The sequence below is a fragment of the Aeromonas sp. 82P genome (assembly GCF_051919365.1).
In the GTDB taxonomy this organism is placed as follows: domain Bacteria; phylum Pseudomonadota; class Gammaproteobacteria; order Enterobacterales; family Aeromonadaceae; genus Aeromonas; species Aeromonas veronii.
The window spans coordinates 14,363-33,744 of sequence record NZ_JBQBEV010000001.1; the positions used below are offsets into that span (position 1 = coordinate 14,363).

At 59.1% G+C, this 19,382-nt stretch carries 16 protein-coding genes, 1 tRNA gene, 1 pseudogene and 1 riboswitch; of the genes and pseudogenes, 8 read left to right on the top strand and 10 right to left on the bottom strand.

The features are described 5' to 3' along the window. Positions 1-4 precede the first annotated feature (4 nt). The 3 genes from ACTG2S_RS00040 to ACTG2S_RS00050 form a co-directional block, all read right to left on the bottom strand. The gene (locus tag ACTG2S_RS00040) at positions 5-691 is read right to left on the bottom strand and encodes a hypothetical protein (RefSeq protein ID WP_274161588.1); all 687 of its coding nucleotides are present in this window, start codon (positions 689-691) and stop codon (positions 5-7) included. A gap of 70 nt (positions 692-761) precedes the next feature. Further along, complete coding sequence (locus tag ACTG2S_RS00045) at positions 762-1,781, bottom strand: tyrosine-type recombinase/integrase (RefSeq protein ID WP_274161589.1); 1,020 nt, start codon at positions 1,779-1,781, stop codon at positions 762-764. A gap of 112 nt (positions 1,782-1,893) precedes the next feature. Next, positions 1,894-1,979, bottom strand: a tRNA-Leu gene (locus ACTG2S_RS00050). A 143-nt stretch (positions 1,980-2,122) separates the two neighbouring features. Here ACTG2S_RS00050 and ACTG2S_RS00055 point away from each other — a divergent pair. After that, entirely contained in the window at positions 2,123-2,656 is a 534-nt protein-coding gene (locus ACTG2S_RS00055) for an RDD family protein (RefSeq protein WP_005336420.1), read from the top strand. Positions 2,657-2,730: 74 nt separating this feature from the next. Here the strand turns inward: ACTG2S_RS00055 and lptG are convergent, their stop codons facing one another. Both lptG and lptF read right to left on the bottom strand, forming a co-directional pair. Continuing rightward, a complete protein-coding gene (gene lptG / locus ACTG2S_RS00060) occupies positions 2,731-3,801 on the bottom strand; it encodes an LPS export ABC transporter permease LptG (RefSeq protein ID WP_005355217.1) in 1,071 nt (356 codons plus the stop codon). Positions 3,802-3,826: 25 nt separating this feature from the next. Continuing rightward, a complete protein-coding gene (gene lptF, locus ACTG2S_RS00065) occupies positions 3,827-4,939 on the bottom strand; it encodes an LPS export ABC transporter permease LptF (protein ID WP_075115806.1) in 1,113 nt (370 codons plus the stop codon). Positions 4,940-5,111: 172 nt separating this feature from the next. Between lptF and pepA the strand changes: the two genes are divergently transcribed. From pepA to ACTG2S_RS00080, 3 genes are all read left to right on the top strand, one after another. Beyond that, a complete protein-coding gene (gene pepA / locus ACTG2S_RS00070; protein ID WP_005336423.1) occupies positions 5,112-6,620 on the top strand; it encodes a leucyl aminopeptidase in 1,509 nt (502 codons plus the stop codon). A gap of 174 nt (positions 6,621-6,794) precedes the next feature. Continuing rightward, positions 6,795-7,250 (top strand): DNA polymerase III subunit chi, encoded by a 456-nt coding sequence (locus ACTG2S_RS00075; protein ID WP_274161590.1) that lies wholly within the window; start codon positions 6,795-6,797, stop codon positions 7,248-7,250. A gap of 64 nt (positions 7,251-7,314) precedes the next feature. Beyond that, positions 7,315-10,167 (top strand): valine--tRNA ligase, encoded by a 2,853-nt coding sequence (locus ACTG2S_RS00080; protein ID WP_274161591.1) that lies wholly within the window; start codon positions 7,315-7,317, stop codon positions 10,165-10,167. 67 nt (positions 10,168-10,234) lie between these two features. Here ACTG2S_RS00080 and ACTG2S_RS00085 read toward each other — a convergent pair whose 3' ends face one another. Next, positions 10,235-11,221: a sodium:calcium antiporter gene (locus ACTG2S_RS00085; protein ID WP_274161592.1), complete on the bottom strand. Its 987-nt coding sequence runs from the start codon at positions 11,219-11,221 to the stop codon at positions 10,235-10,237. Positions 11,222-11,308: 87 nt separating this feature from the next. Further along, positions 11,309-11,416, bottom strand: a riboswitch (yybP-ykoY riboswitch). Between the two features lie 171 nt (positions 11,417-11,587). Between ACTG2S_RS00085 and ACTG2S_RS00090 the strand changes: the two genes are divergently transcribed. Next, entirely contained in the window at positions 11,588-12,175 is a 588-nt protein-coding gene (locus tag ACTG2S_RS00090) for a superinfection exclusion B family protein (RefSeq protein ID WP_005336432.1), read from the top strand. Between the two features lie 96 nt (positions 12,176-12,271). Here the strand turns inward: ACTG2S_RS00090 and ACTG2S_RS00095 are convergent, their stop codons facing one another. Both ACTG2S_RS00095 and ACTG2S_RS00100 read right to left on the bottom strand, forming a co-directional pair. Continuing rightward, positions 12,272-13,132: an AraC family transcriptional regulator gene (locus tag ACTG2S_RS00095; RefSeq protein ID WP_274161606.1), complete on the bottom strand. Its 861-nt coding sequence runs from the start codon at positions 13,130-13,132 to the stop codon at positions 12,272-12,274. A gap of 4 nt (positions 13,133-13,136) precedes the next feature. Beyond that, complete coding sequence (locus ACTG2S_RS00100) at positions 13,137-13,634, bottom strand: GNAT family N-acetyltransferase (RefSeq protein ID WP_201947155.1); 498 nt, start codon at positions 13,632-13,634, stop codon at positions 13,137-13,139. A gap of 161 nt (positions 13,635-13,795) precedes the next feature. Here ACTG2S_RS00100 and ACTG2S_RS00105 point away from each other — a divergent pair, with 161 nt between their 5' ends. Continuing rightward, positions 13,796-15,244: a catalase gene (locus ACTG2S_RS00105; RefSeq protein WP_139406576.1), complete on the top strand. Its 1,449-nt coding sequence runs from the start codon at positions 13,796-13,798 to the stop codon at positions 15,242-15,244. A gap of 309 nt (positions 15,245-15,553) precedes the next feature. Here the strand turns inward: ACTG2S_RS00105 and ACTG2S_RS00110 are convergent, their stop codons facing one another. Next, the gene (locus ACTG2S_RS00110) at positions 15,554-15,871 is read right to left on the bottom strand and encodes a DUF1496 domain-containing protein (protein WP_274161593.1); all 318 of its coding nucleotides are present in this window, start codon (positions 15,869-15,871) and stop codon (positions 15,554-15,556) included. 223 nt (positions 15,872-16,094) lie between these two features. Between ACTG2S_RS00110 and ACTG2S_RS00115 the strand changes: the two are divergent. Next, positions 16,095-17,276, top strand: a pseudogene (locus tag ACTG2S_RS00115) (hypothetical protein); the annotation flags it as partial. A gap of 367 nt (positions 17,277-17,643) precedes the next feature. Then, positions 17,644-18,420 (top strand): substrate-binding periplasmic protein, encoded by a 777-nt coding sequence (locus ACTG2S_RS00120; protein ID WP_216950011.1) that lies wholly within the window; start codon positions 17,644-17,646, stop codon positions 18,418-18,420. A gap of 12 nt (positions 18,421-18,432) precedes the next feature. Here ACTG2S_RS00120 and ACTG2S_RS00125 read toward each other — a convergent pair whose 3' ends face one another. Beyond that, entirely contained in the window at positions 18,433-19,281 is an 849-nt protein-coding gene (locus tag ACTG2S_RS00125; RefSeq protein WP_274161594.1) for a helix-turn-helix transcriptional regulator, read from the bottom strand. Positions 19,282-19,382 lie beyond the last annotated feature (101 nt).

The following is a 19,382-nucleotide window of genomic DNA, read 5'->3' on the forward strand; positions in this document are numbered from 1 at the left end:
ATAATTAGCCCCTATTTTTGCTCCCTAACTTTTTCACCTTCCTGGTGACAGAGTACATACAACTTGGTTCAACGCCCCAGATAGCGGCTAGCAAACGACTCCAAAAAACATCAACCCCAACCTTTGAACAAGGGATTCCAACTGATGTAAGGTGCTTCATTGCTTTGTGCACATCAATTACAAAGGTAAGCCTATCTGCCTCTCTCGCCCTTACCTCTTGCATTGCTTCTAGCATGACAATCTTATGAGCCACTAGAGAACGTTTTACTTGGGTAATAGGTTCATCCATATCGGTTACCTCCCACATCTCTACTTCCCTAGATAACCGAGACAGCGACCTCTCCAAGTATGATAAGACCACTTCAAGCTCTCCTTGAGGGGTAAGCACCTTAGGACCTCGTCGGTCTTGATGATCACTACTCCATGGCAATAACTCACCATCACCACCAGCTCTAGGGTGCATTCTTATTAATGGTACAATTACCGTCTTCATGAACTCTTCATCTATCTGGACAGCGGTTTTAGACCTCCAAGCTCTACACCTAACGACTTCTTTTCTAAGTTCAAACGCCGCCACTGCAGAGGAGGCAATTGACTTCTTCGCTGAGTTTTCTAAGCCCTCGATCAACCAAGGCATAGGCGAAAGCAACACATCCCATTCGTTTAAAAAACGCTCAACCGTCCAACTCATTTAATTCACTCTTGGTTTATGGATGCTTTATTACCAATTCTAAAGACCCATTAGATACCGCCCGCTAACCCTATTTGGATATGATGTTGCCAAATACCCGATCAGTGAGTTTGGCTTTGTGGGCATTGCACAAATGGGAATATCGTTGGGTCATGGTGATCGACTTATGACCTAACACCTCTGCGATTTCCAGAATGCTTGCACCGTTCATCGCCAACAAGCTGGCACAGCTGTGCCGAAGGTCATGAAAATGGAAATCAGAGAGCAACGCGGCTTTTTTCGCGGCCTGCCAATGGTAATCAAACTCGGTAAACGGTCGATTGAGGCCAGAGGGATGAGGGAACACAAAGCTGGCACCAATCTCGCGAAACTTGGAGAGCTCAGTAAGCAAGTCAGCGGTCAGAGATAGAACCCTCTGACTACCATTCTTGGTCACCGCCAAGTGAGCTGTGCGCGTGTTGAAATTAATGTCTGACCATTTGAGACCAATCAACTCGCCCCTCCGTGCACCCGTGGTCAACGCCATATGAACCAGCATATGAAGTCGCTCCCATTTGCTCGACTTTGTGGCCTTCATCAATCGAGCAAGTTCATCTGTCGACAAAAAGCGTGTGCGAGCATTGTCTTCCCTCTTCTGTTTCACTTCCAGGCAAGGGTTCACTTTGAGGTCATAGCGATCACACATGTAGGCAAAGACTGCTGACAACGCTGCTTTGTAGCGGTTCAGGGTCGCAGGAGCTTTCCCCTCTGCCTCCAAAATCGAGATGGCGTTTTTGATCCGCTGGCGATTTACCTTGTTCAACGTCTTGTCGCCGAGATGTTCAGCCCACCAGCCCAGACGCTGTGGTACAGATTTGTCCCGTCCCTTGTGCTGTTCAAGGTACTCATGGATAGCTTGTTGAATAGTGGTACTGGTGAGGGTGACGTTGGTTAAGGCATCCGCCAGCTCGTCAGATACAGTAATCTGAGCCAGGAACTGCTCTGCGTCTTTTTTGCGGGTAAAAACTTTGGATACACGGTTGCCGTTACGCATGAACTGAACGCGATAGGACTTGCCGGTTTTTCGAGTGAGAACTTGGATGCTTGCCATTGGTTGAAGCCTCTTGCACATATTTGCACATGAATGAGAGTTATCAACCGCAGAAACTTTGAGCAGGAGCGCTCTTGAGCGCTGTAACCTGTTGACCAAACAGGGAAAAGAATGGTGCCCGGGGTCGGACTCGAACCGACACGGTTATTCACCGGCGGATTTTGAATCCGCTGCGTCTACCGATTTCGCCACCCGGGCAACTGCGAGGGATTATACGAATGGCGCGATGCCATGCAAGGTGTTTTTCGATTGAACACTCCCGTTTGTTCATTTATTCAACGCCTTGCCGATGCGGGGCCAGTTACATAGAATGCCGCCATCATCTTAATGGAATAAAAACGATGGCCAAGCCTAAAAAAGTCCAACAAAAATCCCCCTCTCCCGCCACTCAGCCATACCCGTCAGCAGGTCTGCTGCGTCGCCTCGGCGCTCTGATTTATGATGCGCTGGTGGTGACTTCGCTGCTGATCATCGCCGGCTTTATCGGCATGGGTGTCGCCAAGCTGCTGCTGGTTACCGGCATGGCCAGCGTACCGGCGGGTGAAGATACCGTCTGGTTGCTGACCCGCCACCACCTGAGCCTGATCTACACCCTGTGGCTCGCCTTCGTCATCTGTGGTTTCTACACCTGGTTCTGGACCCGCGCTGGCCAGACCGTCGGCATGCGCGCCTGGCGGCTGCGCATTCAGAACGAGGATGGCAGCCACATCCGCGTTACCCAGGCGTTGATCCGTCTCGCTACCGCCGCCTTTGGCCTGGGCAACCTGATGTGCCTGTTCAACCGCCAGCGTCCGCGGGCGTTTCAGGATATCTGGGCCGAGTGCGAAGTGATCGTGCTGAGCAAGCAGGAAAATCTAGAATTGCTGAACAAGTAATATCGGGTCTATGCAGAAACGAAAGAGGGCACCAACAGGTGCCCTCTTTGCATTTCTTCACAAAAGCGTGCGGATTACTGCTTGCGGCTGAGGATGTAGAAGGAGATGCCGCCAAACAGCAGGCTGGGCGCAATAGCCGCCAGAATAGGCGGTACCGCATAGACCAGACTGATGGGGCCAAACACCCGATCACTCACATAGACGGCAAAGCCGGTCATGATCCCCATCAGCATCCGTGCCCCCATGCTCACCGAGCGTAGCGGGCCGAAGATGAAGGAGGAGGCCAGCAGGATCATCGCCACCACCGAGAGCGGTGACAGCAGTTTGCGCCACATCTCCAGCTTGTAGCGACCGGCATCCTGTTTGTTGGCATCGAGATAGCCGATGTAGTCGAGCAGACCGGAGACCGAGAGGTTCTCGGGGTCGATACTCACCACCCCCAGCTGTTTGGGCGTCAGCTCCGAGCTCCACTCCATCTTGTCATGCTGTTCGCTGCGGATCTGCGCCGGGTCGTCGAAGCGGGTAACCTGAGTCTGCTTGAGCAGCCAGTGGTGACGCTCGAACACACCCTCCTGCGCCTGCACCACGTCGATCAGCTTGCGCTCGGGGGTGAAGCGATAGAGGGTGATGCCGGTGAGGGCGCCATCGTTACGCACCCCGTTGATATTGACGAAGTTGTTGCCATCGCGAGCCCACACCCCGTAGGCGGAAACCGTCAGACGACCTTCGGACAGCGCGCCCGCTTTGATGTCATCTGCCATCCGCTTGGCGATGGGGGCCACATACTCCCCCATCAACCCCACCATGATCATCAGCGGGATCGCCGTCTTGAGCGCCGCCATTACAATACTGATCTTGGAGCGACCCGCTGCCTGCATCACCACCAGCTCGGAGCTGGTCGCCAGCTGACCCAGACCAATCAGGCCACCCAGCAGCGCGGCCAGCGGGAAGAAAAGCACCGCCTCCTTGGGCATGGAGAGCAGCACATAGTAGAGGGCGTTGATCATGTCGTAGTTGCCATCACCGACCGACTTGAGCTGCTCCACATACTTGATGAGCCCAGCCAGACCAACCAGCGTGATTTCACACAGCAGGATCGACATGAAAATGACCCGACCGATATATCTATCGAGAATGCCAAACATCAGCAGAAGTTCCTATGTTGCAGCATCATGCTGATTTTCTGTTGAAATAGCGCCCTTTCACCCCGTTCCACCAGCTGGTGCCCTGCAGATTGAGGGGCAGGCCGATAAACAGCAGGTAACCGAGCGGCACCAGGAACATCCCCGGCCAGTAGGGTAGCCGACCGCTGTCGATGGCCGAACGGGCGGCGCTGAGCAGCAGGAAGTAGGAGAGATAGAGCATGATGGCCGGCAACAGCTTGGCGTAGCGCCCCTGACGGGGATTGACCCGCGCCAGCGGCACCACCAGCAGGGTGAGCACCGGAATGGAGAGGGGCAGCGAGATACGCCACTGCAATTCCGCCATCATGGCGTTGTCCTGGGTACCGAACAGTTCCATGGTCGGCTTGGCCGCCGCCTTGCGGTTGGAACGCTCCATCTCTTGCTGGCGGATCACCAGACCATATTCGCGAAAATCGGAGATCTGGAACTGCTTGCCGGAGAAGTTCCCCTCGTAGCGGGAGCCATCCATCAGGGTCAGCCACTGCAGGCCGTTCTCGTCGACCGTCACCACCCCTTCGCTCGCCACCACCACCGAGGGAGGATTGTTTCCCTCCGCCCGCTGCAGCACGAAGATCTTTTGCAGTTTTGAGCCGTTGTCGTTCAAATCCTGGATATAGGCAACCAGACGCCCCTTGTCGAGCTCCATAAAGCGGCCCGCCTGCAGGAAGGAGATACCCGGATCCGACTTGAACTCGTCGATCACCTGATACTCGCGCTCCTTCGCCTGCGGGGCGATCCAGCCGGTGTTGAACGCCGCGACCACCGCCGTCAGCAAGGCCAGCAACATGGCGCTGCGCATCACGAAACGGTGGCTGAAGCCGACCGCATGCATCACCGTCATCTCGCTTTCGGCGTAGAGGCGACCATGGGCAAACAAAATGGCTAAAAAGAGACTAATAGGCAGCATCAACAACGCCATATTGGGCAAGTTGAGCAGCAGCAGGGTGGAGACCAGACGTGTCGGCACCTCGCCATCGGCGGCATCACCGATGATCTTGATAAATTGTTGACTGACAAAGATAAGCAGCAATACGAATAACACTGCCAGCTGGGTTTTCAGGGTTTCCCTGAACAAATATCGGAAAACGATCACAGTCATTCCCAAGTAAACTTGTGTTTTTAGTCGAATGCCTGAAAAATAGGGCCGTATATTGGATTTTTACCAGTTTGAACTGCGGAGCCTGTGGCTGTTCGCTCCGCCTCTGATACCCCAACAAGCACCGCATTATTCAATAAAAGGTGCCTTTTGTCTTTAGGATGTAGGAGATTCCATGGAGTTCAGTGTAAAGAGTGGCAGTCCAGAGAAGCAACGGAGCGCCTGCGTCGTAGTCGGCGTATTTGAGCCTCGTCGCCTCTCTCCGGTTGCCGAACAACTGGACAAGATCAGCGATGGCTATATCAGTTCGCTGCTGCGCCGTGGCGACCTGGAAGGGAAACCAGGCCAGATGCTGCTGCTGCATCAAGTACCGGGCGTGCTCAGCGAGCGCGTACTGCTGGTCGGATGCGGCAAGGAGCGGGAACTCGACGAACGCCAGTACAAGCAGATCATCAACAAGACCATCACCACCCTGAACGAAACCGGCTCCATGGAAGCGGTCTGCTTCCTCACTGAGCTGCACGTCAAGGGTCGGGATACCTATTGGAAGGTGCGCCAGGCGGTAGAAACCACCAAGGCGGGCCTCTACAGCTTCGATCAGTTCAAGACCAACAAGGCCGAGCCACGTCGCCCGCTGCGCAAGCTGGTATTCAACGTGCCGACGCGTCGGGAACTGACCATTGGTGAAAAAGCCATCGCTCACGGTCTGGCCGTGGCCAAGGGTGTGCGGGTCTGCCGCGACGTGGCGAACATGCCGCCCAACGTCTGCAACCCGGCCTATCTGGCCTCCCAGGCCCGTCGTCTGGCAGATGCCTACGACAACATCACCACCAAGGTGGTGGGCGAGCAGGAGATGGCCGAGCTCGGCATGAACTCCTATCTGGCGGTGGCTCGCGGCTCCGATAACGAAGCCATGATGGCCATCATCGAATACAAGGGTCATCCGGATGCCAAGCCCATCGTGCTGGTCGGCAAGGGTCTGACCTTCGACTCCGGCGGCATCTCCATCAAGCCGGCCGACGGCATGGACGAGATGAAGTACGACATGGGTGGCGCCGCCTCCGTGCTCGGTACCATGCATGCGCTGGCCCAGCTGCAACTGCCGATCAACGTCATCGGCGTGCTGGCTGGCTGCGAGAACATGCCGGGTGGCAACGCCTATCGTCCGGGTGACATCCTCACCTCCATGTCAGGCCAGACCATCGAAGTGCTCAACACCGATGCGGAAGGTCGTCTGGTGCTGTGTGATGCACTGACCTATGTGGACCGCTTCGATCCGGAAACCGTGATCGACGTGGCGACCCTGACCGGTGCCTGCGTCATCGCGCTGGGTCACCACACCTCGGGTCTGCTGGCCAACCACAACCCGCTGGCCCACGAGCTGCTCAACGCCTCCGAGCAGGCGGGTGATCGCGCCTGGCGTCTGCCACTGTTTGATGAGTATCAGGAGCAGATCGACAGCCCGTTCGCCGACATGGCCAACATCGGCGGTCGTCCGGCCGGCACCATCACCGCGGCCGCCTTCCTGTCACGCTTCACCAAGAAGTACAACTGGGCCCACCTGGATATCGCCGGGACCGCCTGGAAAAGTGGCAAGGATAAAGGCTCCACCGGCCGTCCGGTGCCCCTGCTGACCCAGTTCCTGCTGAACCGGGCTGGCGTGGATATCGAAGAGAAAGAGTAACTCTCCGGCCCCTGCCGATGGCTGCATCGGAAGGGTTGGCGTTACCCTGAACCACAAGGAAGAGGCCCGCCTCTTCCTTGTTTCATTCTTGAATCAGTGAGCTGCGGACAGGAAACGCCCCGTCAGCCTCATGAGGCGGTCAACAGTCCGTCACCGCAAAACGGGATCAACCTGATGAGCCAAGTGACCTTTTACCTGATGAGCGAACAGGATGACGCGCAGGCCGCTGCGGTCGAGCGACTGGCCTGCACTATCGCGGCCGAGTCGTGGGGCGCGGGCCATATCTACCTGTTCTGCAACGACGAGGCCCAGGCCCTGCGTCTGGACGAGCTGTTGTGGCAGCTGCCGCCGGAGCGCTTTGTGCCGCACCAGCTGCAAGGCGAAAGCGGCATGGCTCCGGTGGAGATCGGCTATCAACCACCGAAACGACGCTACGCCCGCCTCATCAATCTGGCCACTGCGACACCTTTGTTTGCAGGACACTTCGCTCAAGTGGTAGATTTTGTCCCCACTGACGAAACACAAAAGCAGCAAGCCCGCGAGCGCTACAAGCACTATCGCCAGGCAGGCCATACCCTCGAAATGAGGGATCAGCCCGTCCTTGCCGCACCGGATCCGGCGCAGCCATGACTGCAACCAATTGATCCATAAAGAATCAACACCAGACTCCATCCATCCAGATTACGGCGAGACCATGGAAAAGACTTTTAATCACAACGCCATCGAACAGGCGCTCTATCAGCACTGGGAAGCCCAGGGTTACTTCAAGCCCCACGGCGACACCAGCAAAGACTCCTTCTGCATCATGATCCCGCCGCCGAACGTCACCGGCAGCCTGCACATGGGTCACGCCTTCCAGCAAACCCTGATGGATACCCTGATCCGCTACAACCGCATGCAGGGCAAAAACACCCTGTGGCAGGCAGGTACCGACCACGCCGGTATCGCCACCCAGATGGTGGTTGAGCGCAAGATCGCCGCAGAAGAGGGCAAAACTCGCCACGATTACGGCCGTGATGCCTTCATCGACAAGATTTGGCAGTGGAAGGAAGAGTCCGGTGGCACCATCACCCGCCAGATGCGCCGTCTGGGCGACTCCGTGGATTGGGAGCGCGAGCGCTTCACCATGGATGAGGGTCTCTCGAGCGCCGTGCAGGAAGTGTTTGTTCGTCTCTACGAAGATGGCCTGATGTACCGTGGCAAGCGTCTGGTGAACTGGGATCCGAAACTCAACACCGCCATCTCCGATCTGGAAGTGGAGAACCGCGAGATCAAGGGCCACATGTGGCACCTGCGCTATCCGCTGGCCAACGGCGCCAAGACTGCCGAAGGCAAAGATTACCTGATCGTCGCTACCACCCGTCCGGAGACCATGCTGGGCGATACCGCCGTGGCCGTGAACCCGGAAGACCCGCGCTACAAGGCGCTGATCGGCCAGCATATCCTGCTGCCACTGGTGAACCGCCTGATCCCCATCGTTGCTGACGAACACGCCGACATGGAGAAGGGCACCGGTTGTGTGAAGATCACCCCGGCCCACGACTTCAACGATAACGAAGTGGGCAAGCGCCACAGCCTGCCGATGATCAACATCTTCACTCTGGATGCCCACGTGCGTGCCGAGGCTGAAGTTGTCGATACCAACGGCAACCCGAGCACTGCCTATGACGCAGCCCTGCCGGCCGAGTTCGCCGGTCTGGAGCGCTTCGCCGCCCGTAAAGCGATTCTGGCCAAGCTGGAAGAGCTGGGTCTGCTGGACGAGATCAAGGATCACGTGCTGCAACAGCCTTACGGCGATCGCGGTGGCGTGCCCATCGAGCCAATGCTGACCGACCAGTGGTACGTGCGCGTCGCACCGATGGCCAAGACCGCCATCGAAGCGGTAGAAGATGGCCGCATCCAGTTCGTGCCGAAGCAGTACGAAAACATGTACTTCTCCTGGATGCGCGACATTCAGGACTGGTGCGTCTCCCGTCAGCTGTGGTGGGGTCACCGCATCCCGGCCTGGTATGACGACGCCGGCAATGTCTACGTTGGCCGCAGCGAAGATGAAGTACGCGCCAAACACAGCATCCCGGCCGTAACCGTACTGCGTCAGGACGAAGACGTGCTCGACACCTGGTTCAGCTCCGCCCTGTGGACCTTCTCCACCCTGGGCTGGCCGAACAACACCGAGGCACTCAAGACCTTCCACCCGACCGACGTACTGATGAGCGGCTTCGACATCATCTTCTTCTGGATTGCCCGGATGATCATGATGACCATGCACTTCATCAAGGACGAAAACGGCCAGCCGCAAGTCCCGTTCAAGACCGTCTACATCACAGGCCTGATCCGTGACGAAGAGGGCCAGAAGATGTCCAAGTCCAAGGGCAACGTGCTGGACCCCCTCGACATGATCGACGGCATCTCGCTGGAAGATCTGCTGGAGAAGCGCACCGGCAACATGATGCAGCCGCAGATGGCCGAGAAGATCGCCAAGCGTACTGCCAAGCAGTTCCCGGAAGGGATCGATGCCCACGGCACCGACGCCCTGCGCTTCACTCTGGCTGCGCTGGCCTCTACCGGTCGTGACATCAACTGGGACATGAAGCGCCTGGATGGCTACAACAACTTCTGCAACAAGCTGTGGAACGCCTCCCGCTATGTGCTGATGAACACCGAAGATCAGGATTGCGGCTTCAACGGCGGCGAGATGCAGTTCAGTCTGGCGGATCGCTGGATCCAGTCCCAGCTGCAAGTGGCCATCCGTGACTTCCGTACCGCCCTCGATACCTACCGCTTCGACATCGCGGCTGGCGTGCTGTACGAATTTATCTGGAACCAGTTCTGTGACTGGTATCTGGAGCTGACCAAGCCGGTACTGACCAAGGGTTCCGAGGCCGAGCAGCGCGCTGCCCGCCACACCCTCGTCAGCGTCCTCGAGACCCTGCTGCGTCTGGCACACCCGATCATCCCGTTCATCACCGAGACCATCTGGAAATCGGTCGCTCCGCTGGCCGGTGTACACGCCGACACCATCATGATTCAGGCCTTCCCGGAGTTCGACGCTGCCAAGGTGGACGAAGCCGCGATGGCGGATCAGGAGTGGGTGAAGGAGTTCATCGTCAGTATCCGCAACATCCGTGCCGAGATGAACGTGGCGCCGAGCGTGCCCCTCAACGTGCTGCTCCAGTGCGATGCCAAGGATGCCCAGCGCGCCGCTGACAACGAGGCCTTCCTCAAGTCGCTGGCCCGTCTGGAGTCCATCCGCATTCTGGCGGACGGTGAAACCGCCCCGCTGTCAGTGAAGAAGCTGATCGGTGCCACCGAGCTGATGATCCCGATGGCCGGTCTCATCGACAAGGATGCCGAGCTGGCCCGTCTGGCCAAAGAGGTTGCCCGTCTGGTGGGCGAGTGCGGCCGTATCGAAGGCAAACTCGGCAACGAAGCCTTCGTCGCCAAGGCGCCGGAAGCGGTCATCGCCAAAGAGCGCGAGAAGCTGGAAGATTACCGTCTCCAGCTGACCAAGCTGGAAGCCCAGCAGGCTGAAATCGCCGCGCTGTAAGCACCGCCCCAACCGATACAACAAAGCCCCCTGCCAAGGGGGCTTTTTCATATCCGCGCTTCCCGTTTCAGCTCACCAGTAGCCAGCCGCAAAAACCGAGATAGAGCAGACCAACCAGCGCCAGCCGCCCGGCGGTCATCACCCCCTTTCTGAACCCCCACCAGAGCAACCCCACCGCCAGCAGCGTCACCAGCGAGGAGGCCATCATTGCGCCATCCAGCAGCCAGGGGGTAAAGAGCAGACAGAACGCCTTGGGGATAGTGCCCTGGATCATCATGGCCCCGGAGATATTGGCCAGCGCCAGCCGGTTCTTGCCCTGTCGCACCCAGATCAGCACGTTCATCAGCTCCGGCATCTCGGTCGCGACCGGGCTCAGCAGCAGGGCCGCCAGCACCGGCGAGAGGCCAAACAGCTCGCCCATGCTCTCCAGTTGATGGACAAACAGCTGGGCCGCCAGCGCTACCACCACCAACGCAGCCAGCGTCTGTAGCAGCACCTTGCCAAGGGGCGGGATCCCGGCATCTGGGGCCAGCTTGAGGGGCTCCGGCAATTCGACCTCGTAGCTGTCACTCTGTTTCAACTCGCGCCTTACATAGACGAGGTAGATCAGCAGGAAGAGCGGGGCCAGCCAGCTCTTGCCGGTGAAGGCGACCAGCCCCAGCGCGGTCGCCACCAGAAAGATCCCGATAAACCAGCGCTGATCCCGGCCAATCTCGCGCTGCACCTCACCATCGATGGCCCGCTCGGTACGCCCCATGCAAAGCAGCAGGGTGAGACCGACCGCTGCATAGCCGATGGTCGCCAGCACCAGCGGCCCGCCGAGGGCGGCACCGATGCCGATCTCCTGCTGAGCGATCGTGTTGCCCATCAGCAGGGCGGTGAGGGTCACAATGCACTCGGGCAGCGCCGTACCCAGTGCCGCCAGCAGCGAGCCGGTGGCGCTTTGGGAGAGTTTGAAGTGGTGGCCGGTCCATTCGATGCCGTTGACGAAGTATTCGCAGGCAAGGTAGATGGTGACCGCAGAGACGAGAAATAACAGCAGGGTAATCAACATAATAGATACCGCCAGGCGAGCAGAATAACCGATGGACCCGACATGGCTCGCCCGGCTGGCGTGCATATCGAGGCCAAAGGTCTTGCAGAGCGATAGTGCCTATCGCCGCCCATGCCATGGATGCGAGGATCCAAGAGTGTTGACATGGGCCCGGCCCGGAATGCGGGCGGGTTGCTACTCCCCAATGACTGAGGGGACGTTTTAGCAACTCGACCGCCGCCTCACAAGGCAAATTAATGACAACCCATTCAATAAGTTGTAAGGGAATGTAACCTCGCCAGCCCCTCCCCCCGCCGCTATTGCGCTGTTGGCACACCGATTGCTGTAGGTAGTTCACTATCCACAACAGTTTGGGAAGGATGAACAATGAAACGGTGGATCCAACATTTCTATCAACTGAACCGCCTCAATTGGCTGATGGTCTGGTTGTTGCTCTGCTGCAGCATCATTCTGCTGTTTCCGGCCGGACTGATGAAAGGGGCCGTCAGCCAGTGGGCTGCGGATCATGCAGCCTGGCTGGGGGTCGGCATGCTGATCGCCATCTCCTACTTCTGCAGTCAAGGCTTCCTGATCGCCTGGGAGTGGGCATGCGAAGAGTGGCAGGCGCGCCGTCAGCAGGATCAGCTGGCCCAGATGATCGGCTTCCTCGACTTCAACGAGAAGGCGGTGCTGCGCGAGTTCGTGTTGCAGCGTAAAAGCGTCATAAACTTGCCGATCACCGAGCCCGCCGTCAAAAACCTGATGGATGCCGGCGTCCTCACCTACGCCTACGGCAAGCCGACCCGGGAGAAGGATGACGAGAACCAGATCCGCGCCCTGATGATCGCCCTGCCCGCCCGACCACTGCTCACCTACAAGGTGCTGGGGTTGTCGCGTGGCAAGATGAGCGACGAGCAGGTGGAGCAGATCATGAATGCCAGACCCAAGTTCGCCCAGAAGGGGTTCCAGCGCTAACCGCCGCCCAACCGCCAGATGCACAAGAGCCGGACACTGTCCGGCTCTCTCGTTTCTGCACGACGCGCTGTACCATCCCTTGCGTCTTGTTGTGCCCTACCCCTTGAGACTGGAGCAAAAGCTGACATCGTCCTGCACCGGATCATCGCTCATGCTGTGATAGAGCTCGAAGCAGGGACCATTGCCAAACTCCAGCCCGGCAGCAACGATATCGCCGATATGCTCCTGCCAACGAGGGCCATACTGACTGCGGTCGGTAATAAGATAACGGGACTGGGCGTAACGACCGGCGGGAATAAGCTGGATCTCGACCGCTCCGATCCCCACCGTCCCCACAGGCACCGTCACCCCGATGTCAGTGCGACACTGAGCTGGCGGAGTCACCTCGGGGTTATCATGATAGATGAAGATCCACTCCCCACCTTCCAGACCGCGGGCGCTGGCCCACTGATTCAGCTGGCTGCAGACGGGGTCATACCCCTCGCCATAGGGGCCGGTGACACGCATATAGGCCAGAGTACGGGCGTCCATCTCGATGATTTTCATGGTATTGCTCCTTGCAGATGAGTGACCCTCAGCATAAGGATTCGGCTTCACAAATGCGTGTCCATCCTTGCTCATCAAGTGTCCATTCTTGCTCTTGTCGCGGCGAAACTCTCCCGGCGTGCAACCATAGTAACGGCGAAATACCTTGGCAAACGCCTGGGAGCTGGCGAGCCCCGCCCCCAACGCAATGGCCGTGACACTGGCATCGGTATAGCAGAGCTGCCAAGCAGCCCGCTGGATGCGCAGACGACGACACATCTCCCCGGGCGTCTCCCCCGCCACAGCCGTAAACACCCGGTGAAAATGGTAGAAAGACAAGCAGGCACTGCTTGCCAGCGTTTCGATGGAGAGATCGGGATTCTGCTCCAGCGCCCGGATCACCGGGCGCAATCTGGCCTGATAATCGACCATGCCGTTAGCGACTGGCGCCCCCCGCGACTCTGGCCATATAGAACACATCCACATAGCGCCCCTGGCGGAAGGCATAATCGCGGGCCCGCCCCTCCTCCACAAAGCCGAACTTGCGATAGAGCGCAAGCGCCGCTTCGTTATCGACAAAAACCGTCAGTTCAATCCGGTGCAAGTTGAGCCAGTTATCGGCCAGATCCAGCGCCGCGGCCATCAGGGCAGAGCCAACCCCCTTGCCAGCCCAGTCATCCCGCACTCCCATGCCAATCCCGGCCACATGCTTGCGTCTGGGATTGGGCTCCACATGCAATGAGATCTGACCCACCAGCCTCCCATCGGCCTCCGCCACCAATGCGACCACATCACCGTTCTCCAACCGTTTTTGCCACTGGCTAAGGGGTGGCATAGGCAGGTGCAAAGTGCCCGCCTGGGCATTGGGCATGGCGTAAAGATCCCGCAAGGCAGGGGCATCGGCGGGTTCGGCATGACGGATAGTAATCTGCATATGAGGCTCCTTCTCGAAGCCACCATCATGCAATATCTGGCGCGGTTACACATCCCCTACCCGCACCCATTTGTCTTGCCTATCAAAGGGCGAGGAAAGGCCCATTGGCCGAGCACGGCGCAGATCCGTAGGCTGACCCCATATCAACAAGGAGAGAAGCCATGACTGACAAGACCCTGCACAGCGCCAACGGCGCCCCCGTCGTCGACAACAACAACAGCCTCACCGCCGGTCCGCGCGGCCCCATCCTGATGCAAGATATCTGGTTGATGGAGAAACTCGCCCACTTCGACCGCGAGCGCATTCCCGAGCGGGTGGTTCACGCTAAGGGCTCGGGCGCCTACGGCACCTTTACCGTGACCCACGACATCAGCCAGTTCAGCAAGGCCGATCTGTTCAGCGCCATCGGTAAGCAGACCCCGGTCTTCCTGCGCTTCTCCACCGTGGCCGGTGAGAAGGGCGCAGCCGATGCCGAACGCGATGTACGCGGCTTCGCCCTCAAGTTCTATACCGAGCAGGGCAACTGGGATCTGGTAGGTAACAACACCCCGGTCTTTTTCATCCGCGATCCGCTGAAATTCCCTGACTTCATCCACACCCAGAAGCGGGATCCGCGCACCAACCTGCGCAGCGCGACCGCCGCCTGGGACTTCTGGTCACGCCATCCGGAATCCCTGCATCAGGTCACCATACTGTTCAGCGATCGCGGCATCCCCAAGAGCCTGCGGGAGATGAACGGCTACGGCAGCCACACCTTCAGCTTTATCAACGATGCCAACGAGCGCTTCTGGGTCAAGTTCCACTTCAAGACCGAGCAGGGCCACAGCTTCTACACCGATGAAGAGGCCGCCACCGCCGTCGGGCAGGATCGGGAGACCAGTCAGGCGGATCTGTTCAACGCTATCGAGCGGGGCGACTTCCCACGCTGGAAGGTCTATGTGCAGGTGATGCCGGAGGCCGAAGCCCAGACTTACAACATCCACCCGTTCGACCTCACCAAGGTGTGGCCACACAGCGACTACCCGCTGATCCCGGTGGGCGTGCTGGAGCTCAACCAGAACCCGGACAACTACTTCGCCCATGTGGAGCAGGCCGCCTTTACCCCGGCCAACGTGGTGCCCGGTATCGGCTTCTCGCCGGATCGCATGTTGCAAGGGCGGCTCTTCTCCTACGGAGACACCCAGCGCTATCGCCTCGGCGTCAACCACGGTCTGCTGCCAGTCAACGCCCCGCGCTGCCCGTTCCATCACGGCGCCCATCGTGACGGTGCCATGCGGGCAGACAGCAATGGCGGCGCCAACCCCAACTATCAGCCGAACCGTTTCGGTACCCAGCAGCCGAGCGAACAGCACGAACCGGCGCTGAGTCTGGAAGGGGCCGCCCTGCACTACGACTTCCGTGACTACGACAGCGACTACTACAGCCAGCCGGGCAACCTGTTCCGTATCATGGACGAGGGGCAGCGTTCACGGCTCGCCGCCAACCTGGCCAGATCCCTTGTCAATGTGGAGGATGACGCCATCGTCGCGGCCCAGCTCAAACACTTCGAGCAGGCCGACCCCGAGTACGCCAAACGAGTCGAACTGGCACTGGCCGCCTTGCAGCGCTAAGCTGCAAGCAGAAAAGATCTGCAAAAGCAAAACGGGGGCCTGATGGCCCCCGTTATCGTGCTATTGACGGTGAGAAATAGAAAACGGAGCCCGAGGCTCCGTTTTTCAATGCTGTATCAATCCCTTACGGAACGCGCTTCGCGCTCTTCCCGCTCCCTTGCCAACAGGCGTTTGTACCACCAGCTACTGCGACGACGTTGTGCATTGGAAGAGCGACGAGCCATTTCTTAGGTTCCAGCCAAGAGAAGAAAGGAGCTGCATTATGCGACAGGGATCACGTCCATGTCTTTAGCTGGATCAAGAAAAGCCTCACTGACCCACGGAAATCGTCTTTTGATCTTTCGCACCACGGGTGGCAGGCAACACCACCGCAGGAGAGCGCCAGGCCAACGGGCCATTGCTCTCGAGGTCGTTCTGCGGGCCGCACTCCAGCCAGATATCTCCCTGCAGAATGCGGGCCCCTTCGGAATATTTCTGATCCGCAAACCAGCAGACCCGCTCGGGCAATGAGCCCAGCGGCAACACCAGCTCGGGACTGGCAGACTCGCCCACCACAGTGGTTTTGGACGCGGCCAGAGCGGGGATAAGCCAGAGGGAGGCCTGCAGGCAGAGCAGTACATTTTTCATGAGAGGGATCCTGTTTCGATAGGAGGCATTCTCGAAGAGTCGACCAGCCCCGGGGTTTACTTGACTGACAATCATACTGCCTGCTGGCATTGTGGAACCAATATGGTAGCCTGCCAGCGCCTGCGGGCAGTCTCTCGCTGCCACGCGCAAACTTCCGGTGAATTTGTCACGTCCTGACAAAATATAACCTTATTTATCAAATCGTTATTTGGATATTATCCCAATGCGTATCATGCCGTTGCTTCAGGCGGCCTGCCTTAGCCTGATGTTGTCCGCCTGCGTTGCCCCATTGCTGATGATGAGCCCCACCAGCCAGCTGATGTGGGCCCTGCTCAAGCCGCTGGTCGGCTTTGACCCGAACGAGGTCAATCTGTTCGAACAACCCCTGATCAAGGATCGGATGACAGCCATCCTTGGCCCCAACTACGACAGCACCATGCAGTTGCTCAAGACTGCCGACAAGTTACAGCAGGAGGGGCCGCTTTTCTATGTGGTCTCCGAGTATGCGCCGGTGCCGGATATCGCCAAGCAGGCGGGGATGGTGTGGAACTCGCAAACCAACCAGATGTCGGTATTGCTGCAAAAAGGGGATGGCACCACCCTGACCTTCGGCGAAAATCTGGCAGGCACGGCACCGACCTGGCCAACCGCCATGCAGGGCTGGCAGACCCCCACCAGCCAGCTCACCCCGGCGGCCAATGCCCTGACCGGCGCAGCGACCAGTCAGAGTGGCGCCTCCCCCTTCTCCCTTGGCAGCGCGCTGGGCACAGTGACCCGCGGCGTCGCCGGCTCTCTGACCAACAGCGCAAGTCAGGCTATCAGCGGCGCAGCCGCCAACGCCACAGGGCAGGCCACCCAAACGGTGAGCCAAAGCGCGACCGCACTTACCCGCACAGCAACCACCGCAGTCACTGCACCCGCCAAACAGGCGGTGAGCAGCTCCACCGCCACCGTGACGCAAGAGGCCACCAAAGCCGTTGTCACACCGGCCAAACAGGCTGTCAGCAGCGCCGCTGCGACCGTAACCCAAGAAGCCACCAAGGCCGTTGCCGCTCCTGCCAAGCAATCCGTCAGCAGCGCTGCTGCGACCGCAACGCAAGAAGCTACCAAGGCCGTTGCCGCTCCGGCCAAACAGGCAGTCAGCAGCGCCACTGCGACCGCGGCGCAAGAAGCTACCAAGGCCGTTGCTGCTCCTGCCAAGCAAGCCGTCAACAGCGCCGCTGCAACCGTGACGCAGGAAGCCACCAAGGCTGTGGCCGCCCCCGCCAAACAGGCCGTCAGCAGCACTGCCGCCACCGTGACGCAAGAAGCGGCCAAAGCCGTTACCACTCCTGCCAAGCAAGCCGTCAGTAGCGCCGCTGCGACCGCGACGCAAGAGGCCACCAAGGCTGTTGCCGCTCCAGCCAAACAGACCGTCAGCAGTGCCGCGGCGACCGTGACACAGGAAGCCACCAAAGCTGTTGTCGCTCCGGCCAAACAGGCAGTCAGCAGTGCCGCCGCTACCGTGAAGCAAGAGGCAACCAAGGCCGTTGCCGATCCAGCCAAACAGGCTGTCAGTGCAGCCTCTCATACGGCCGGAGAGAGCGTCGCCGATGCCGCCAGAGCGGCGGAAGCCAAGGCTCGCGCCAAGGCAGAAGCAGAGATGGAAGCCCTGCTCAAATAAACCGACAGGCCACCGCAAGGTGGCCTGTTTTTTATCCCGCTACCGGATCATGACGTTATGAAAAAGGCCACATAGACTGTTAGGTAACTACCCGCACAAGGAGTGCATCATGCGTCGTCTGCTCCCTGCTCTCGCTTCTCTCGCCCTGTTTATCGCGCTCCCGGCTCCGGCACTTATCTACTATTCGGAGCAGAACATGCCGCTCAATGGCCAGGATAAAAATGGTCAGCCTGTGGGGTTGGCGGTCGAGTTGCTGCGCCTGATGTGGCGCGAAATGGGAGAGCCGGAGCAACCCATCCACTTTCTGCCCTGGGCCCGCGGCTGGTATCTGCTGACCCAGCAGCAAGAGGCCGTGCTGTTTACCACGGCCCATACCAAGGAGCGGGATCCCCACTTCCTCTGGGTCTGCCCCATCAGCCACTCCAGGGTCGCGCTGGTCGGCCGCAAGCAGGATGCCCCCAAAGTGGCCAGCAAAGCGGATCTCGCCAAGCTGCAGATCGGCGTGATGCAGGCGGATGTCGGGGAGCAGTTGCTGCTCAACCGCGGGATCAGCCCGGGCAATATGATGTCGGTAGAGCGCATGGATCAGGTGGTGCGCCAGCTCATCATGGCACGCACCGATCTGGTGGCGGGCAACGAGGTGATGCTGCGCCATCAGGCCAAGGAGCTGGGTTTCCCCAGCGAGGATTTTGTCACCGTCGCGATCATTGAAGAGCAGGATAACTGCTTCGCCTTCAACCTGAGGGCAGACAAGCAACAGGTTGCCCGCCTGCAACAGGCGCTGGACAAGGTCAGACAGGGGGATGAATACAAGCAGCTGATGAAGCGCTACCAGTTGCTCAGTATCCTGCCCGAAACAACTCCCACCATCCCGCGCCTCGAGTAACCCCGGCCCGCCCTATGGCGGGCTCTCTCTATCTCCCGCCGATGACGCCTGCGATGCCTCCACCGGCGCCGTAATGAGGTGGTTCAGAAAGAGATTGAACAGCTCGGCCCGCGAGCCGAGCCGCAGCTTGCCATAGAGATGCTTGCGGTGATTCTTCACCGTGCCACTGCCAATCCCGAGCTCCGCGGCAATCGCCTCGGTATCCAGCCCCTGCAGCAGCAACTCCGCCACCTGCCGCTCGCGCCGGGTAAGCCTATCGCCCCCGACACTCGCCATCGCCAGCTCCACCGCACTCCGGAGGCTGGCGCTGTCTGGCAGCGCAGTGCTCTGGGCCAACAGCGGCTGGCTCTGCCGCCACTGCTGACGACAGAGCGAATGCACCAGCGGGAACAGCTGCTCCAGCCTCGCCAGCTCGTCACGACTGAGGGTACTGCGCTTGTCGAGGCGCCCCAGAAACAGCATCAGCGTCAGTCCGTCCCGCACCGGCAGGATCAGCCCTACCTCCTCCTGCCAGCCGGTGGCCTGATAGAAGTGATGGCGATATTCGGGATCGAGCCGCCCCCGCGATACCTGCGCAAGGGTCCAGACGCCGGCAGGCAAGCCCTGTTCCAGCGCCAGCATAAAGGGATCCTGACTGAAGTGGCTGGTGAGGTAGCGATCAAACAGCAGAGCCCGCTGATGGTTGAGGTTGTCGTAGAGGTAGACGGGGCGCTGCCCCACTCCCAGCAACAGGGCGCAATCAAACGCCACCTGCTGCTGGAACAGCCGCACCAGCGCAGCCGGAAAGGCGCTGCTGTGCAGGGCATCAACTACCTCGGTCATGCTGCGGGTCAAGGCATCTGTGGTGAATGGCTGGGTCATGGTGGCACGTTTCCGGTGGCGGGGTGCGATTCCCCGCTATGGCTGAATGCTAGCACGAGAGTGGCAAAACTGTCCCTCAGGGGACATATCCGCCACCAGCC

Excerpts from the sequence above, each read along its gene's own strand:
- ACTG2S_RS00040 (WP_274161588.1), bottom strand. The coding sequence starts at position 691 with ATGAGTTGGACGGTTGAGCGTTTTTTAAACGAATGGGATGTGTTGCTT.
- ACTG2S_RS00045 (WP_274161589.1), bottom strand. The coding sequence starts at position 1,781 with ATGGCAAGCATCCAAGTTCTCACTCGAAAAACCGGCAAGTCCTATCGC.
- ACTG2S_RS00055 (WP_005336420.1), top strand. The coding sequence starts at position 2,123 with ATGGCCAAGCCTAAAAAAGTCCAACAAAAATCCCCCTCTCCCGCCACT.
- lptG (WP_005355217.1), bottom strand. The coding sequence starts at position 3,801 with ATGTTTGGCATTCTCGATAGATATATCGGTCGGGTCATTTTCATGTCG.
- lptF (WP_075115806.1), bottom strand. The coding sequence starts at position 4,939 with ATGACTGTGATCGTTTTCCGATATTTGTTCAGGGAAACCCTGAAAACC.
- pepA (WP_005336423.1), top strand. The coding sequence starts at position 5,112 with ATGGAGTTCAGTGTAAAGAGTGGCAGTCCAGAGAAGCAACGGAGCGCC.
- ACTG2S_RS00075 (WP_274161590.1), top strand. The coding sequence starts at position 6,795 with ATGAGCCAAGTGACCTTTTACCTGATGAGCGAACAGGATGACGCGCAG.
- ACTG2S_RS00080 (WP_274161591.1), top strand. The coding sequence starts at position 7,315 with ATGGAAAAGACTTTTAATCACAACGCCATCGAACAGGCGCTCTATCAG.
- ACTG2S_RS00085 (WP_274161592.1), bottom strand. The coding sequence starts at position 11,221 with ATGTTGATTACCCTGCTGTTATTTCTCGTCTCTGCGGTCACCATCTAC.
- ACTG2S_RS00090 (WP_005336432.1), top strand. The coding sequence starts at position 11,588 with ATGAAACGGTGGATCCAACATTTCTATCAACTGAACCGCCTCAATTGG.
- ACTG2S_RS00095 (WP_274161606.1), bottom strand. The coding sequence starts at position 13,132 with ATGGTCGATTATCAGGCCAGATTGCGCCCGGTGATCCGGGCGCTGGAG.
- ACTG2S_RS00100 (WP_201947155.1), bottom strand. The coding sequence starts at position 13,634 with ATGCAGATTACTATCCGTCATGCCGAACCCGCCGATGCCCCTGCCTTG.
- ACTG2S_RS00105 (WP_139406576.1), top strand. The coding sequence starts at position 13,796 with ATGACTGACAAGACCCTGCACAGCGCCAACGGCGCCCCCGTCGTCGAC.
- ACTG2S_RS00110 (WP_274161593.1), bottom strand. The coding sequence starts at position 15,871 with ATGAAAAATGTACTGCTCTGCCTGCAGGCCTCCCTCTGGCTTATCCCC.
- ACTG2S_RS00120 (WP_216950011.1), top strand. The coding sequence starts at position 17,644 with ATGCGTCGTCTGCTCCCTGCTCTCGCTTCTCTCGCCCTGTTTATCGCG.
- ACTG2S_RS00125 (WP_274161594.1), bottom strand. The coding sequence starts at position 19,281 with ATGACCCAGCCATTCACCACAGATGCCTTGACCCGCAGCATGACCGAG.